Raw genomic sequence first — 15,092 nt, 5'->3', positions numbered from 1 at the left:
CATGACCGACACCGTGCTCGGTGGCCGATATCGGCTGATCTCCCCCATTGCCGCGGGCGGCATGGGCGAGGTCTGGCGGGCCGAGGACGAGTTGCTCGGCCGGGAGGTGGCGATCAAGCTGCTCGGCCGCCATGTCGCGGGCGACGCCACCTTCCGCGACCGGTTCCGCTCCGAGGCCAGGATCACCGCCGGTCTGACCGACCCCGGCATCGCCCAGGTCTTCGACTACGGCGAGAGCGACGGCCTGGCCTACCTCGTGATGGAACTGGTGCGGGGCGAGCCGCTGTCGGCCATCCTCGCCCGCAACGGCGCGCTCGGGCCCGACGTCACGCTCGACGTCGTCGAGCAGACCGCCCGTGGCCTGTACGCGGCCCACCGGGCCGGTGTGATCCATCGCGACGTCAAGCCGGGCAACCTGCTCGTCACCGGAACCGGCCAGGTCAAGATCACCGACTTCGGCATCGCCCGTGCGCTGGAGGCCGCGCCGCTGACCGCGACCGGCACCATCCTCGGCACCGCCCAGTATGTGAGCCCGGAGCAGGCGTCCGGCACCACCCTCACCCCGGCGAGCGACATCTACTCGCTCGGTGTGGTGGCCTACGAGTGCCTCGCGGGCCGGCCGCCGTTCAGGGCGGAGACCGCGGTGGCGCTCGCGCTGCGGCACCTCAACGACACGCCCCCGCCGCTGCCCGCGACCGTGCCCGCTCCGGTGGCGGCTCTCGTGACGGCCATGCTCGCCAAGGACCCCGCCGCGCGGCCGGAGACCGGGCCGGTGCTCCTCGACAGGGTGCGGACGCTGCGCGACGCCCTCGCGGGCACGGGCCCCTCGACGGCGGCCCTCGGCTCGCTGACCGACCCCCAGGGCTTCCCCGCGGCGGGCGGCGCGGGCCGTACGACGCCTCCGGCCGCGCCCGGTCTGACGGCACCCCTGGGCGAGCCCGGGGGAGCCGGCACGACGCGTCCCGCTGCCACCGCGCCGCTGGGCCCGGTCCCGCCCGCGACGCGGAGGGCGCCCGCGGGCGTCCCCTCCGCCCGTACGCGACGTCCCGGCGGCCCGGAGGGACCCGCGGGCGGACGACGCCGCCGGACGACCCTGCTCCTCGTGTCGGCGGGCTGCGCCGCCGCGGTCGGCATCGGGGTCCTGGCCTTCACCGCCGCCCACATCGGCGAACCACCGCCGGACCCCGGTGAGACGGCCGCGCCCGTCTCACCGACCCCCTCGCCGTCGCCAAAGCCGTCGCCGGCACGTACGAACAGGTCAGAGATTCCACGGACGCAACAGCCCCCCGCTCCGGCGGCGTCGGACGAGCCGAGCGCCGTTCCGTCGGCTACCGTAAGCACGTCGGCATCAACCCAGACGCCCACACCGGCTTCGTCCCCGACCTCGACCTCGACCCCTACTCCGACGTCCACCCCGGCCACGGAACCCAGTGAGACTCCGCCCCCAACGGAAGCCCCACCCGACACGAACCCTCCGGATGAGGGGGAGTGATGAGCACAGGGGTCGATGATGGAGACCGGTGGCACCCCACGATGAACGGCAAGGGACAGTGCAGGAAATGACTCAGCCACGACTTCTCGGCGGACGCTACGAGCTGGATGGCGTCGTGGGGCGTGGCGGCATGGCCGAGGTGTATCGCGCCCGGGACATCCGGCTGGACCGTGTCGTCGCCATCAAGACGCTCCGCTCCGACCTCGCCAGGGACCACACGTTCCAGGCGCGCTTCCGGCGTGAGGCGCAGTCGGCCGCGTCGCTCAACCACCCGTCGATCATCGCCGTGTACGACACCGGCGAGGACATGATGGACGGCACACCGGTGCCGTACATCGTGATGGAGTTCGTGGACGGGCGGACGCTGCGCGACCTGCTGCGCGCCGACCGGCGGCTGCTGCCCGAGCGGGCCATGGAGCTGGTGGACGGCATCCTGCGGGCGCTCGACTACAGCCACCGGGGCGGCATCGTCCACCGCGACATCAAGCCGGCCAACATCATGTTGACGGTCAACGGCGAGGTCAAGGTCATGGACTTCGGCATCGCCCGGGCGATGGCCGACTCCGCCGCCACGATGACCCAGACGGCGCAGGTGATCGGCACCGCGCAGTATCTGTCCCCGGAGCAGGCCCGCGGCGAGCGCGTGGACGCCCGCAGCGACATCTACTCGACCGGCTGCGTGCTGTACGAGCTGCTCACCGGCCAGCCGCCCTTCACCGGCGACTCCCCCGTGGCGATCGCCTACCAGCACGTGCGGGAGGACCCGATCCCGCCGTCGCGGATCGACCCCGAGATCCCGCAGTGGGCCGACGCGATCGTGCTCAAGGCGATGGCCAAGGACCCGGTCCAGCGCTACCAGAGCGCCGCGGAGATGCGCGGCGACATCCAGCGGGCCCTGTCGGGCATGCCGGTCGACCCGCAGACGATGGCGATGGCCACCCAGCAGTACAACGGGTATGGCACGGCCGACCGCACGCGGACGATGACGACGGCCGGCGGCGCGCCCATGACGCAGAGCACCCGCGCCATCCCCGACTACGAGTACGCGCGTGAGGAGCGCGGCGGCGGCCGCTACGACGGGCGGCGGCGCAGCAGCGGCGGCGGCAACACCGCGCTGAAGACCGTCCTGTGGATCCTCATCCCGCTGGTGGTGATCGGCGCCATGATCGGCGTCGGCTACGCCTTCCTCGGGTCCGGCGGCTCCTCGGCCGCCGACAAGGTCCAGGTGCCGCGGGTGACGAACCAGACGAAGGCGGCGGCCAAGCAGGCGCTGGAGGCGGCCGGGTTCAAGGTCGCCTTCGGGCCGGAGGAGTTCAACGGCGACGTGCCCAAGGGCGCCGTCGTGAGCACCGACCCCGCCGGGGGTGAGCAGACCGACCGCGGGGCCACGGTCACCGTCATCGTGTCCAAGGGCGAGGAGAAGGTCACCGTCCCGGACGACCTGATCGGCAAGTCGCCCGAGGAGGCCAGGGCCGAGCTGGAGGCGCTGGAGCTGAAGGTCAGCATCGTGCCGAAGGCCTCCACCAAGGAGCAGGGCAAGGTCTTCGACAGCAACCCCAAGCCGGGCGAGAAGGTCGCGAAGGGCGCCCTGGTGCGGCTGTACGTGCCCCTGGAGATGACCGAGGTCCCGCCCGTGCTCGGCCTCACCCTTGAGGACGCGACGAAGACGCTGAAGGGCGCCGGCTTCAAGGTCAAGTCGCAGCAGCGGCCGAGCGACACGGTGCCGCAGGGCAGCGTCATCGACCAGTCGCCGCAGCCGGGGACCAAGCTCAACCCCGGCACCACGATCACGCTGACGGTCTCCACCGGCCCTTCACAGGAGATGCCGACCGACAACCCCAACACCGACCCCCCGACGGACGACACCGGGGACGGCGGCGACACCGGCGACACCGGTGACCCCAACGACCCCAACAGCGGCGGGGACGGCGGCGGCGTGCAGATCGGCCCGCCCGGCGAGGGCGGCGACAACCCGTTCGGCAACTAGCGCGAGATGAGCGGACGGCGGTCACTGCGAGGCGGTGGCCGCCGTCGGCGTTTCGGCCTCCCGGCGTCCCCCTGCCGGCCGCGGAAGGCGCCGGACATGAGGAAGGGCTTCCGCCACTCGGGGGCAATGGCGGAAGCCCTCACTCTTCTAGTCGTAACGAGAGCGGAAAGCGTTACACGATCTGCGCGAGCCAATTTCCGAGCAGCCGATGACCGTGCTCGGACACCACCGACTCGGGGTGGAACTGCACGCCCTCGATGGGGGCGTCGCGGTGGCGCAGGCCCATGATGACGCCGTCCGGGGTGGTGGCCGTCACCTCCAGCGTGTCCGGCACGGTGCCGGGGACCACGGCGAGCGAGTGGTAGCGCGTCATCGTGACCGGCGACGGCAGCTCCCGGAACACGCCCCGTCCGTCGTGGGAGATCAGGCTGGTGCGGCCGTGCATGAGCTCGGGCGCACGGTCCACCGCGGCGCCGTACGCCACGGCGATGGCCTGGTGACCGAGGCAGACCCCGAGCAGCGGCAGGCCGCGCTCGGCGCAGTGCCGCACGAGGGGCACCGACACCCCGGCGGCCTCCGGCGTGCCCGGTCCCGGCGACACGAGCACGGCGTCGAAGCCGTCGGCGTCGTCCACGGTGACGTGGTCGCGCGGCCGTACGTCGCAGTCCGCGCCCAGGCCGCGCAGATACTGCACGATCGTGTGCACGAAGCTGTCGTGATTGTCGACCACGAGCACCCGGATCGGGCTCATAGCTGTCTCCCGCTTCACCGGGGTGGCTGGGTGTGCCAAGCGGAAATCGGACTTTCAGCGTACGGCAATCCCGCATGGGGGATCGCCCGGCGGGGCCTGCGCCGACTATCCTTGCTCGGGACTTCACCGCCACAGCGATTACGCTATTGAGACCAGCCCGCACGACCGCGCGGGTACCCACCAGGAGAAGCTCCCGTGCCCAAGTCGAAGACCCGCAAGAAGGCCGTATACACGCCGCCGCAGAAGGCGCAGACGGTGAAGGTCAGCCCTCGCTGGCTCGCCCCCGTTATGGTGGCCTGCTGGATCATCGGTATCGCCTGGATCGCGATCTACTACATCGCGCCGAGCGTTCCCGGCATCTCCGCTCTGGCGAACTGGAACCTGCTGATCGGTTTCGGGCTCATCATCGTCGGCGTCGTACTGTCGACCAAGTGGCGTTAGGCTGCTTTCTTAAGATTCTTTCCACAGCCTTTATCCACAGCCTGTGGGCAGCAGAATGAGCGGCCCCCTGACGGGTTTGCGCCGGGTTCGGGCCGGGCGGTGAATTGCCCGGCCCGGCGCGGGAATCGTCAGCTCCGGCCGAGCATCTCGGCGGTGAGGATGTTCCCGCCGGGTCAGACGATGCCGCCGTTCGCGCGCACGACCTGCCCGTTGATCCAGTGCCCCGCGGGGCTCACCAGGAAGGCGACGACCTCCGCGATGCCCTCGGGGGTGCCGAGCCGTTCGAGCGGCGGCTGCTCGGCCATCCGCTCGACGGTGGCCTCGTCCTTGCCGCCGAGGAACAATTCGGTGGCGGTCGGACCGGGCGCGACCGCGTCGACCGTGATCTGCCGCCCCCGTAGTTCGCGGGCGAGTATGAGCGTCATCGCCTCCACGGCGCCCTTGCTGGCGGCGTACGCCCCGTAGGCGGGCAGTTGCAGGCCGACGACGGACGTGGACATCGTGATGATCGTGCCGCCGTCCGGTCGGCGTGACCCAGCCCGTGCTCTACCGGCTGTTCGGCGACAAGCGAGGGCTCCTCGACGCCGTCGCCGACCACGGATACGAGCGCTACGTCGCGCTCAAGGCCGCGCAGGAGCAGACGACCGACCCGGTCGACGACCTCCGGGCCGGCTGGGACGGTCACATGGTGTTCGCACGGGAGAACCCCGCCCTCTATCGGCTCATGTTCACGCCCCGGCCATGGTCCCGGTCCACGGCTCGCGACCGGGTGTTCGAGCTGCTGGAGGCGACGCTCGTGCGGTGCGCGGCGATCGGCGCGCTGCGGGTGGATCCCCCGGTCGCCGCCCGGCTGATCCTGTCCGCGAGCGTCGGGACCGCCCTCGACCACATCGCGAATCCGGAGCTCTTCGACGACCCCGCGATGCTGTCTCACCGCATGCGCGACGCCATGTTCGCGCACGTGCTCACCGAGACGACCGCGCGGGAGGACGCCGATCCCCTCCGCGAGGCCGCGCTGCGCCTGCGCGCACAGTTCGACCTCGCCGGCACCGACGCCCTTGAGCCGGCCGAGACCGCCCTGCTGCGGCGCCGGCTCGACCGCATCACGCAGCCCGGCGCGGGAAGCGTCAGGTGAACGCGCCCTGCAGCAGGCCGTACGGCGGCAGCGTGGTGACGGTCAGGACCAGCGCCACCAGCACCGCGGCGGCGACGCCGGCCTGTACGAGGGTGCGGTTGCGCTGTGGGGCGTAGGCGAAGCCGGCGGCGATGATCGTGCCGGTCACGAGCCCGCCGAGATGGCCCTGCCAGCTGATGGCACTGAAGGAGAACGTGACCACCACGTTGATTCCGATGAGCCACAGGATGCCGCGCACGTCCTGCCCGAGTCTGCGGGAGATCACGAACAACGCGCCGAACAGGCCGTAGATGGCGCCCGACGCACCGACGGCGACGTCGCTGAGCAGGTAGACGGCCACCGAGCCACCGAGCGCCGACAGGAGATAGAGCGCCGCGAACCGGACCGAGCCGAGCATGCGCTCGAGCTGTGGTCCCAGGACGTAGAGCGCCCACATGTTGAACAGGATGTGCGTGAGCGCGAGCGCGGGCGGCGGTGCCGCGTGCAGGAAGGCACTGGTGATCAGGCGCCACCACTCGCCCATGTGGACCCCGAGCGACCACATCGCGAACCGCTGGATGACCTCGTCGGGACGCAGGACCTCGGCCGCGTACGCGAGCACGTTGAGGATCAGCAGGGTCCACGTGACGCGGGGCGCGGCCACGGCGACGCCGCCGAAGGTCGCCTGGGCCTGCCGCACCTCGCGGTTGCCCTCGCGGACGCAGTCGGGGCACTGGTGACCGACTGCCGCATCGTGCATGCAGTCGGGGCAGATCGGGCGCTCGCAGCGCTGACAGCGGACGTAGGTCTCGCGGTCGGGGTGCCGATAGCAGGTGGGCACGGCTTGCGCCCCCGGCTGCGGGGGCGGCGGAGGCTGGGAGGTCATGGGGTCCTTCCTTGGCGGGTCCCTGTGTGGGGGCGCATCCACCAGCCAGCCTATAAGCCGGAGACGCCCCCGGCCGCGTGCTCGCGGGGCCGGGGCGTCTCCAGAGCGCCCGAGGGAGCGGCGTCAGGACCGCTCGATGGTGACCTCTTCGAGAACGACGTCGTTCACGGGCCGGTCGTTGCGGCCGGTGGGGGTCTTGGCGATCGCGTCGACCACCTCGGTGCCCTCGATCACCTCACCGAAGATCGTGTGCCCCTGGTTGAGGTGCGGCGTCGGGCTCACCGTGATGAAGAACTGGGAGCCGTTGGTGCCCTTGCCGAACCGCTTGCCCGCGTTCGCCATGGCGAGCAGGTAGGGCCGGTTGAACTGGTTCTCCGGGTGGATCTCGTCGTCGAAGTTGTAGCCGGGGCCGCCGACGCCCTGCCCGAGCGGGTCGCCGCCCTGGATCATGAAGCCGTTGATGACACGGTGGAAGATCGTGCCGTCGTAGAGCTTGGTGTTGGTCTGCTTCTCACCGGTCTCCGGGTGGGTCCACTCCCGGGTGCCCTCGGCGAGCTCGACGAAGTTGCGCACGGTCTTCGGCGCCTTGTTAGGGAAAAGCTGGACGCGAATCGTGCCGTGATTCGTGCGCAGATTCGCGATGAGGTTGTCAGCCACGAGGGCCGCCCCCTTTGGTTGCTCGTGTTAGTTGTCCGGTGAACAGGGTATCGAGCATGCCTTCAAGCACCGCGCGTGATTGAGCCACAACCATCCGGGAAGGGGTCGTTCCGGGGCCCCGTCGATTGGGGAGGTTGATCGTGTCCCTGACAATGAACAGAAGGCGTCGCGCCGAGGTGGTCATCCCGCAGACGTGGCTGAGCAGGATGAGAGACCAGGCGATGAAGGCCAGTGGGCGGATGAGTCCGGTGGCGGAGAGCGCACGCGATCTCGCGTCGCACCGGATCGAGGACGCCAGGGTCTGGGCGGCGCCGAAGCTCGACCAGGCGGCGCAGTCGGTCGAGGAGCAGATCGCTCCGATCGTGAGCGCGTTCCTGGCCGAGTTGGCCCGCAGGATCGACGTGACCAGCACCAGGAAACCCCGCCGGCGCTGGCCGGTCGTCGCACTGCTCGGCGGCATCGCCATCGGCGCGGTCGGTGTGGCGATGTACCGGAACAACGCGCAGCGCTGGACCGAGACCATGCGGGAGAGCATGCGGCACACCGGCTCCGACGCCAGCAAGTGGGTCGGAGACAAGGCGGAGGACGTCGGCGAGAAGACCGACAAGGCCGCCGACGAGATCTCGGGAAAAATGCCCTAGCACGTCCCTCACAGCCACCAGGTACGGCCGGCGTTCCCCCAACGCCGGCCGTGCTGTGTTTCCCGCTTCGCCATCGGGGCGCTCTTACCCGCCGGGGTCGTGCCGAAGGCGCGCGATGAACGCCTCCCTCGTCACGTGCTCGCTCGTTCCTCGCTCCGCGCGTTCCTCAGTCCAGACCGGCGGCGCGCCCCTCAGGCTCGCTCGGTGTTCCCCGCTTCGCTCATGAAGGCGTTTGAGGGGTTTCCAGGCGATGCAGTACGGCGGGGAGGCGGTCCTCGTAGACCACGGTGAGCCGCCGGGTCGCCCGGGTGATGGCGACGTACAGGTCCTGGCCGCCCTGCGGCGACTGACGCAGGATGCCCTCGGGGTCCACGACCACCACGGCGTCGAACTCCAGGCCCTTCGAGCCGCGCACGGTAAGGACGGCCACCGGGCTGTCCAGGGGGTCGACGGCCTCGGGGAACAGCGCGGCGACCTCCGCGTGCCGGGCGTCCGGCGTGACGACGCCGACCCGCCCCTCCCCGATCTCGCGCAGCTCCGACTCCACCAGCAGCCGGAGGTCGGTGCCGCCGGCAGGCAGGGCGCGGGGGCGGGCGCCGCCGAACCTGACCGACTCGGGCGGCTCCTCCCCGGGCGCGACGGCCCGCAGCACGTCGGCGGCGACCTCCATGATCTCGGCCGGAGTCCGGTAGTTGACCAGCAGGCGCTCCTCCCGCCAGCGTCCCTTCACGTACGGGTCGAGCATCTCGCCCCATGACCGCGCGCCCGCCGACGAGCCGGTCTGGGCGATGTCGCCGACGACCGTAAGGGAGCGGGCCGGGACCCGCCGCATCACCGTCCGCCAGGCCATCGCCGACAGCTCCTGCGCCTCGTCCACGATCACGTGCCCGTACGCCCAGGTGCGGTCGCGGCCGGCCCGGTCGGCCGTCGTCACGTACGGCCCGTCGTCGCGGTTGCGGCCCGCCAGCAGGGCCGCGTCGAGCACCGGATCGACGTCGGTGATAGTCAGGACCTCCCGCGCGTACAGTTCCTCCTCGCGGCGCTCGTCCTCGGCGCGGCGCCGCCTGGCCCCCGCCCCGTAGTCGTACGCGCCGAGCAGTTCGGCGGCCTCGTCGAGCAGGGGGACGTCGCCGACCGTCCACGGCGCCTCGCGGGGCCGCAGCAGGAGCGCCCGTTCCTCCTCCGTCAGGTGGTGCCCGGCCGCCGCGCGCAGCCGTTCCGCGTCCGACAGGAGTTCGCGGACGAGCCGCTCCGGGGTGATCTCCGTCCACAGGGCGTCGAGCGCGTCGCGCACCGGCCGGTGCTCCCACAGGGTGGTGGCGGCGTACCGCAGATCGCCGTCCTCAAGCGGCCGGTCGAGCTGCGCCGCCTCGTCCCACGCGAGCGCCCGCAGCATCTCGTCCACGAACGTCCATCGGGCGATGTTGTGCTGCCGCCGCAGGCCGCGGGCGCGGTCGCGGGCCCGCAGGCACGTGGCGTGGTCCACCCGCAGCGTCATCTCCTCGACCACGACCTCCACGCCGCCGCGCACCGACGTGCGGACGGGGATCTTCACCTCCAGGTCGCCTTCGGGCACCCGCTCGCGGTCGCGGACCGCCTCCTCGACCACCTCGACCATGCGCAGGTCGCCCTTGACGACCGCGACGGCCGGCTCGTCTTCGGCGGTGGCCCGCACCCCGGGGTGGAGCCCGCCCATGTTCGTCAGCACCACCTGCGTCTCGCCCAGCGCGGGCAGCACCTGGCTGATGTAGCGGGAGAACGTCGCGTTGGGGCCGATGACGAGCACGCCGCGCCGTTCCAGCGTGTCGCGGTAGGTGTAGAGCAGGTAGGCCGCCCGGTGCAGGGCGGCGACGGTCTTGCCCGTGCCCGGCCCGCCCTGCACGACGAGCGCCCCCGCCAGGCCCGAGCGGATCACCCGGTCCTGCTCGCGCTGGATGGTGGCGACGACCTCGCCCATGCGTCCGGTGCGTCCGCGGCGCAGCGCCGCGAGCAGCGCGGCCTCGCCGACGAGGGTACGGCGGTCTCCGCCGGCCATCCGGTCGAGGTCGAAGACCTCGTCGTCGATGCCCACGACCTCGCGATATCGGGTGTGCAGGTGCCGGCGGCGTACGAGTGGGCCCGGGTCGCCGGGGGTGGCGACGTAGAAGGGGCGGGCGGCGGGGGCCCGCCAGTCGACGAGCACGGAGGTGTGGTCGTCGTCGCGCAGCCCGATGCGGCCGACGTAGAGGGTCTCGCCCCCGGCCTCGTCGATGCGCCCGAAGCACAGGCCGCGTTCCACGGCCGACAGTTGCGCGAGGCGGCGGGCGTGCTCGGCCGCCGCCGCCTCCCGCTCCACGACGGCCTGCCGCGTGCCCGTGCCACCCCGGGCCAGGACTTGACGCATGCCGCGCTCGGCCCGTTCGCGGGCGACGTCGAGGCGGCCGTACAGCATGGAGACGTAGGACTGTTCGATCCGCAGGGCCTCGGCGCGAGCGGATTCGGATTGACGGTCACCCATTCCTGTGATAAACTCCTAGTGAGAGCGTCTGACTTTCAGATGATCGGGAATCTCTCACTATACGGCATCGCGCCTCTGTGGCGGCGTGCCACGCCTTCGTCCACTCCGTCCGGGGTGGATTTTTTGTTTCTCACGGGACGTCTGTGACGGATGTGGGTGATGTCGCGTCTTTCCTGGGTAACCGGGAGACGGCGCGATCGGCGGGACGCATCGCCACATTCCATCCGAATCCGCATCGCGTCATGGTCAACCCTCGCGCCGCGCGGGACGTCTTTGGAAACAAGGAGGCCCGGATGGACGTCCTCGAGAGCCTCGTGGACGACGAGCTCCGCCTGGAGCTCGTCCTCATCGAGGCACTGCATCACGAGGCGGAACGGCTGGCCGCCCCGGCCGTCCGCTGAGATCAGCGCCCGCCGCCTCAGGGTGAGGCGGCGGGCGCCCTCTCATCCGTCAGCCCGGACGCCATCGGGTGTGGGCCGAGGGCGCGTCAAACCCAGGGCCGTCGTCGGGCCCAGGCAGGTCAGGATCAGGGCGCGTCAGGCTCAGCGCCCGTCAGGCTGAGGGCGCGTCAGGCTGAGGGCGCGTCAGGCCCACGGGCGGAAGACGGCGCGGACGCATCCGTCCTTCTTGTGCTTGAACATCTCGTAGCCCTTGGGCCCCTCGTCGAGCGTCATGACGTGGGTCGCGAGGTAGGAGGGCTTCAGGTCGCCCTTCGCGATGCGGTCGAGGAGCTTCGGGATGAACCGCTGGCCGTGCTGCTGCGCGCCGCGCAGCGTGAGGCCCTTGTTCATCAGCGCGCCGAGCGGGAACTTGTCCACGAAGCCGGCGAAGACCCCCAGCACGAACACCGAGCCGCCCGTACGGCAGGCGCGGATCGCCTCCCGCACCGCGATGGGCCGGTCTTGCTCCAGGCGCAGCTGCTGCTTGATCCCGTCGTAGACGCGCTGGATCCCGGTGCTGTCGGCCTCCATGCCGACGGCCTCGACGCACACGTCCGGGCCCCGGCCGCCGGTGCGCTCGCGCAGCTCGGCCGTGACGTCGGTGCTCGTGTAGTCGATCACCTCGCAGCCGACGTGGCGGGCGGTCATGGCCAGCCGTTCCGGATAGCGGTCGATCGCGATGACCCGATCGGCGCCGAGGAGCATGGCGGCCCGGGCGGCCATCTGGCCGACGCCGCCGCATCCCCACACCGCGACCACGTCGCCCGGCTTCACGCCGCCGAGCTCGGCGCCCATCCAGCCCGTCGGGGCCGCGTCGGAGGCGAACAGGACGTCGAGGTCAGAGACGCCCTCGGGAACGGTGAACGCGTTGTAGTCCACGAAGGGCACCCGGATGTACTCGGCGTGACTGCCCCGGAAGCCGCCCATCGCGTGGGAGTAGCCGAAGATGCCGGCGGTCGTGCCGCCCCACATCAGGTCCGTGATGCCCGGCGAGGGGTTGCTGTTCTCGCACAGCGACCACTGGTCGTGACGGCAGGACCAGCAGCGGCCGCATCCGATGATCGAGCAGACCACCACCCGGTCGCCCGGCCGGTGCCGGCTCACCTCGGGGCCGACGTCGACGATCTCGCCGATGAACTCGTGCCCGATGACGTCGCCGGCCCGCATGGCCGGGATGTAGCCGCCGAGCAGGTGGAGGTCGGAACCACAGGTGGTGCTCGCCGTCACCTTCACGATCGCGTCCTGGGCGTTGAGGATCGCGGGGTCGGGCACCTGCTCGACCGACAGTTCGTTCACGCCCTGCCAGCACAGAGCCTTCACAGCCGTCCCCCCTCCGCCGCACGTCCCAGCGCCATGTCGAGCACTTTGCCCGGCATGGTCGGCCGGGTCGTGCCGATCTCCTCGTCCGAGCGCAGCACGTCGCCGGTCTCCAGCAGCGACTTCGTCTCGCGCAGCGCCGTACGGATCTCGGTGCGGGGGTCCTCACCGCGCAGCCGGGCGAGGACGGCGTCGGCGCCGGCCCGCTGCGCCCTCGGCCGGGCGTAGACCTCCGTCCCCCGGTCGCCGGGCGCCCGGTTCATCCGCACCTCTGCGTCCATCCGGCTCAGCGGCTCGGGCAGGCGCCCGCCCGGGGCGACCTCATCCGGTGGGCGGTTGATCGTGATGCCCAGCCAGCGGCTGGACTCCAGTGGGTCCTTCACCGCGCCCGGCATTCGGCCACGCGAGGCCGCCCATCGCGCCACCCCCAGGCCGGCGGCGAGCGCCGCCGCTCCGGCAACGAGACGTTTCATGGCTTCGCCCCTTCCACGGCCGACTTCCTCGGGTGCTACCCCCGCTCATGGGCTCTATCCCGCCCAGGGGGGCACGTGAGGAGGAGTTGGACGCCAGGTGACGATTCAGGACAAAGCGGCTATTCAGCGTTGCGGACGATTCCGCCGGCCATTCGCGTCGTGCGACGGCGCGGCGGCTTGCCCGGCTTCCCGCGATGGCGCGGGTTATTCGGCGTCGTGGGACGGCGCGGCGGCCTACTCGGCGTCGTGGGACGGCGCGGCGGCCTACTCGGCGTCGTGGGACGGCGCGGCGGCGAGGGCGTCCACGATGGTGGGGAAGACCGGGATGTGGAACGCCAGCCCGGTGATCCACAACGCGCGGGCCGCGCCGTGCTCGACCGCGACGAGGCCCAGCCAGCCTCCCTCGTCCAGTGCCCGTTTCCAGCGGGTGACCAGCAGCCCCGTCGCCCTGGAGTCGAGGAAGTCCAGTTCGAGCAGGTTGACCACGAGATACGGCCCGAACTGGGCGAACGCCTTGTCGAAGAACTCGGTGGCCTGTTCGTGAGTGGTGAAGTCGAGCGTCCCCCGCACCGTCAGCACCCCGATGCTTCCGCTGCTCTCGGTGACGAACGTGGTCTCGGCTGTCGAGAGGTCGGGAAGATCGGACATCAGAACACTTCCAAGGAGTTCGGCAGAATGCGCGCGACCAGGATGCAGGTGTCGTCGCCGGTGTTGCTCGGGGCCAGGGCCTCCATGACCGCCGCCACACGATCCTGCGGTGGCACCCTTGGCACGGTCTCGGCGATCGCCGCGCTGAGGATGTCGAGGCCTTCGAACAGGTCCCGGCCCGGACGTTCGATGAGGCCGTCGGTGAACATGAGAAGCAGGTCGTCGGGCTCCAGCCGCATCTCGGCGCAGCTGTAGCTCACGTCCTCGAAGACGCCGAGCAGCACGCCGGGGTGCAGCAGCCGGTGCACCCTGCTCCCCCTGACGAGCAGCATGGGCGGGTGGCCCGCGTGGGTCCACGTCAGCGTGCGGTCCTTCGTGCGGTAGTGGGCCACGACGGACGTCGCCAGCACGTCGGGCCGCATCCGCCGGAGCAGCCGGTTCAGCGCCACGAGGATCTGCGCCGGATCGTGGCCGGCGAAGGCCAGCCCCGTGATCGCGTGCCGCAGCTTGGCCATGGCGGAGGCCGCGGCCAGGCCGTGCCCGGCGACGTCGCCCACGGCCAGCAGCGCCTCCCCGTGGTCGAGGTGGATGGCCTGATACCAGTCGCCGCCCAGCGGCGCCGTCTCGGCGGGGAAGTAACGCACGCCGATCTGCAGCCCGGGCACGGCGTCCTGCATCGGCAGGATGATGCTCTGCAGCCGTGCGGTGAGCTGCGACTCCTCCTCCAGCCGCTGGGTGACCTCGGCGAGCTCGTCGGCCGTCCTGCGCCAGTCGGTCACGTCCTGAACGACGCCGTGGATCTCGACCGGCTGTCCGCTCGCGTCCCTGCTGACCTCGGCCGTGGCCCTGATGTGCCGATATTCGCCGCCGACGTCGATGCGGATCTCGAACTCCTGCGGCCCGCCGCTGCCGCTCAGCGTCGTGAGCGCGTGATCGACGATCGGGACGTCGTCGGGGTGGGCGATCTCGCGGTAGTGCTCCAGCGCGAACGGCCCGTCGGCCGGGTCACGGCCGTGGATGACGTAGAGCTGGTCGGACCACTCGGCCTCGCCGCTGATCAGGCTCCAGTGCCCCCAGCCGAGGTGTCCCAGGCGCTCCGTGTGGAACAGCCGGGCCGACAGGCGTTCCTCCCTGTCGTGGCGGACCCAGGAGACGAGGAGGCCGCCGTGCAGCCGGGCGAGGCGCACACCGTAGGCGGACAGATGAGGCACGCCGTCCCCGCCCTCCCGGTGCACGTAGGGATCGACGTCCTCGGGGTCCCCGGTCTCCATGACGCGGAGGTAGGCGTCCCACAGAGGGGAGCCGGCGACGGCCGGATATGCCTCGCACACCCGCCGGCCGACGAGCTCCTTGCCGGTCCTGTCGTGGATGTCCCTGGCGTCGGGGCTGGCCGCGCACACCTCGAAGTCGAGGGTCGCCCCGGCCTGATCGTGGACGGGCGCGAGCCACACGCCCTGGAGCGCGATCGCGTCGAGCACGGCCTGCACCAGCCCCGTCATCGCAGCGGGGGCCGATTCGTCCCCGTCGAGGCCGCCCACAGGGCCGAGCCGCGTCACGCGATCACCTCCGCCCATGGGTCACCTTTCGCGAGGCATCCGCAAGAGCGGACGGTCGGAAGGATTGCTCTTGCATCGCCGATGAGGTTACCTTCCGCCCTTCAGGATAGGCACCGGGCGCCCTGCGGTCTCCCTCGCGAGGCGCCGTCCGTCCCTGGGCACACCCACCGCCGACTCCTAGGATCTTTTACA

General features: G+C 71.3%; 14 protein-coding genes. 5 read left to right on the top strand and 9 right to left on the bottom strand.

What is annotated here, in order from left to right:
• Position 1: 1 nt before the first annotated feature.
• Both FLX08_RS13315 and pknB read left to right on the top strand, forming a co-directional pair.
• Positions 2–1,492, top strand: a complete 1,491-nt coding sequence (locus FLX08_RS13315) for a serine/threonine-protein kinase (RefSeq protein WP_142619144.1) — start codon at positions 2–4, stop codon at positions 1,490–1,492.
• A 67-nt stretch (positions 1,493–1,559) separates the two neighbouring features.
• Entirely contained in the window at positions 1,560–3,479 is a 1,920-nt protein-coding gene (gene pknB / locus FLX08_RS13310) for a Stk1 family PASTA domain-containing Ser/Thr kinase (RefSeq protein ID WP_142619143.1), read from the top strand.
• Positions 3,480–3,651: 172 nt separating this feature from the next.
• On the opposite strand, the gene FLX08_RS13305 is transcribed toward pknB, so the two are convergent.
• Positions 3,652–4,230 (bottom strand): anthranilate synthase component II, encoded by a 579-nt coding sequence (locus FLX08_RS13305; protein WP_142619142.1) that lies wholly within the window; start codon positions 4,228–4,230, stop codon positions 3,652–3,654.
• A 195-nt stretch (positions 4,231–4,425) separates the two neighbouring features.
• On the opposite strand from FLX08_RS13305, the gene FLX08_RS13300 reads away from it, so the two are divergent.
• A complete protein-coding gene (locus FLX08_RS13300) occupies positions 4,426–4,671 on the top strand; it encodes a cell division protein CrgA (RefSeq protein WP_142619141.1) in 246 nt (81 codons plus the stop codon).
• 173 nt (positions 4,672–4,844) lie between these two features.
• Here the strand turns inward: FLX08_RS13300 and FLX08_RS13295 are convergent, their stop codons facing one another.
• The gene (locus FLX08_RS13295; protein WP_208761423.1) at positions 4,845–5,171 is read right to left on the bottom strand and encodes an SDR family oxidoreductase; all 327 of its coding nucleotides are present in this window, start codon (positions 5,169–5,171) and stop codon (positions 4,845–4,847) included.
• Positions 5,172–5,200: 29 nt separating this feature from the next.
• On the opposite strand from FLX08_RS13295, the gene FLX08_RS13290 reads away from it, so the two are divergent.
• Positions 5,201–5,806 (top strand): TetR/AcrR family transcriptional regulator, encoded by a 606-nt coding sequence (locus FLX08_RS13290; RefSeq protein ID WP_142619140.1) that lies wholly within the window; start codon positions 5,201–5,203, stop codon positions 5,804–5,806.
• Here FLX08_RS13290 and FLX08_RS13285 read toward each other — a convergent pair.
• A complete protein-coding gene (locus tag FLX08_RS13285) occupies positions 5,799–6,671 on the bottom strand; it encodes a rhomboid family intramembrane serine protease (protein WP_142619139.1) in 873 nt (290 codons plus the stop codon). The genes FLX08_RS13290 and FLX08_RS13285 overlap by 8 nt on opposite strands.
• 123 nt (positions 6,672–6,794) lie before the next feature.
• On the bottom strand, positions 6,795–7,328 hold the full coding sequence (locus FLX08_RS13280; RefSeq protein ID WP_142619138.1) for a peptidylprolyl isomerase: 534 nt from the start codon (positions 7,326–7,328) through the stop codon (positions 6,795–6,797).
• Positions 7,329–7,480: 152 nt separating this feature from the next.
• On the opposite strand from FLX08_RS13280, the gene FLX08_RS13275 reads away from it, so the two are divergent.
• A complete protein-coding gene (locus FLX08_RS13275; protein ID WP_142619137.1) occupies positions 7,481–7,969 on the top strand; it encodes a hypothetical protein in 489 nt (162 codons plus the stop codon).
• Between the two features lie 220 nt (positions 7,970–8,189).
• Here FLX08_RS13275 and FLX08_RS13270 read toward each other — a convergent pair whose 3' ends face one another.
• The 5 genes from FLX08_RS13270 to FLX08_RS13250 form a co-directional block, all read right to left on the bottom strand.
• Positions 8,190–10,466, bottom strand: a complete 2,277-nt coding sequence (locus FLX08_RS13270) for a HelD family protein (RefSeq protein WP_142619136.1) — start codon at positions 10,464–10,466, stop codon at positions 8,190–8,192.
• Positions 10,467–11,050: 584 nt separating this feature from the next.
• Positions 11,051–12,202 carry a zinc-dependent alcohol dehydrogenase gene (locus FLX08_RS13265; RefSeq protein ID WP_244312612.1) on the bottom strand — a complete coding sequence of 384 codons (1,152 nt, stop codon included), beginning with the start codon at positions 12,200–12,202 and terminating at the stop codon, positions 11,051–11,053.
• A 20-nt stretch (positions 12,203–12,222) separates the two neighbouring features.
• Positions 12,223–12,696, bottom strand: coding sequence for a hypothetical protein (locus FLX08_RS13260; protein WP_142619134.1), 474 nt, complete (start codon positions 12,694–12,696; stop codon positions 12,223–12,225).
• 264 nt (positions 12,697–12,960) lie between these two features.
• On the bottom strand, positions 12,961–13,344 hold the full coding sequence (locus FLX08_RS13255) for an STAS domain-containing protein (RefSeq protein ID WP_142619133.1): 384 nt from the start codon (positions 13,342–13,344) through the stop codon (positions 12,961–12,963).
• Positions 13,344–14,900, bottom strand: coding sequence for a PP2C family protein-serine/threonine phosphatase (locus tag FLX08_RS13250; RefSeq protein ID WP_167530394.1), 1,557 nt, complete (start codon positions 14,898–14,900; stop codon positions 13,344–13,346). Before FLX08_RS13250 ends, FLX08_RS13255 begins: the two co-directional genes overlap by 1 nt.
• Positions 14,901–15,092 lie beyond the last annotated feature (192 nt).

Origin of the sequence: Microbispora hainanensis (assembly GCF_006874475.1) — a bacterium.
Lineage (GTDB): Bacteria > Actinomycetota > Actinomycetes > Streptosporangiales > Streptosporangiaceae > Microbispora > Microbispora hainanensis.
Note: the sequence above shows the minus strand (reverse complement) of the source record. Positions and strands in the feature narration are given on the sequence as shown.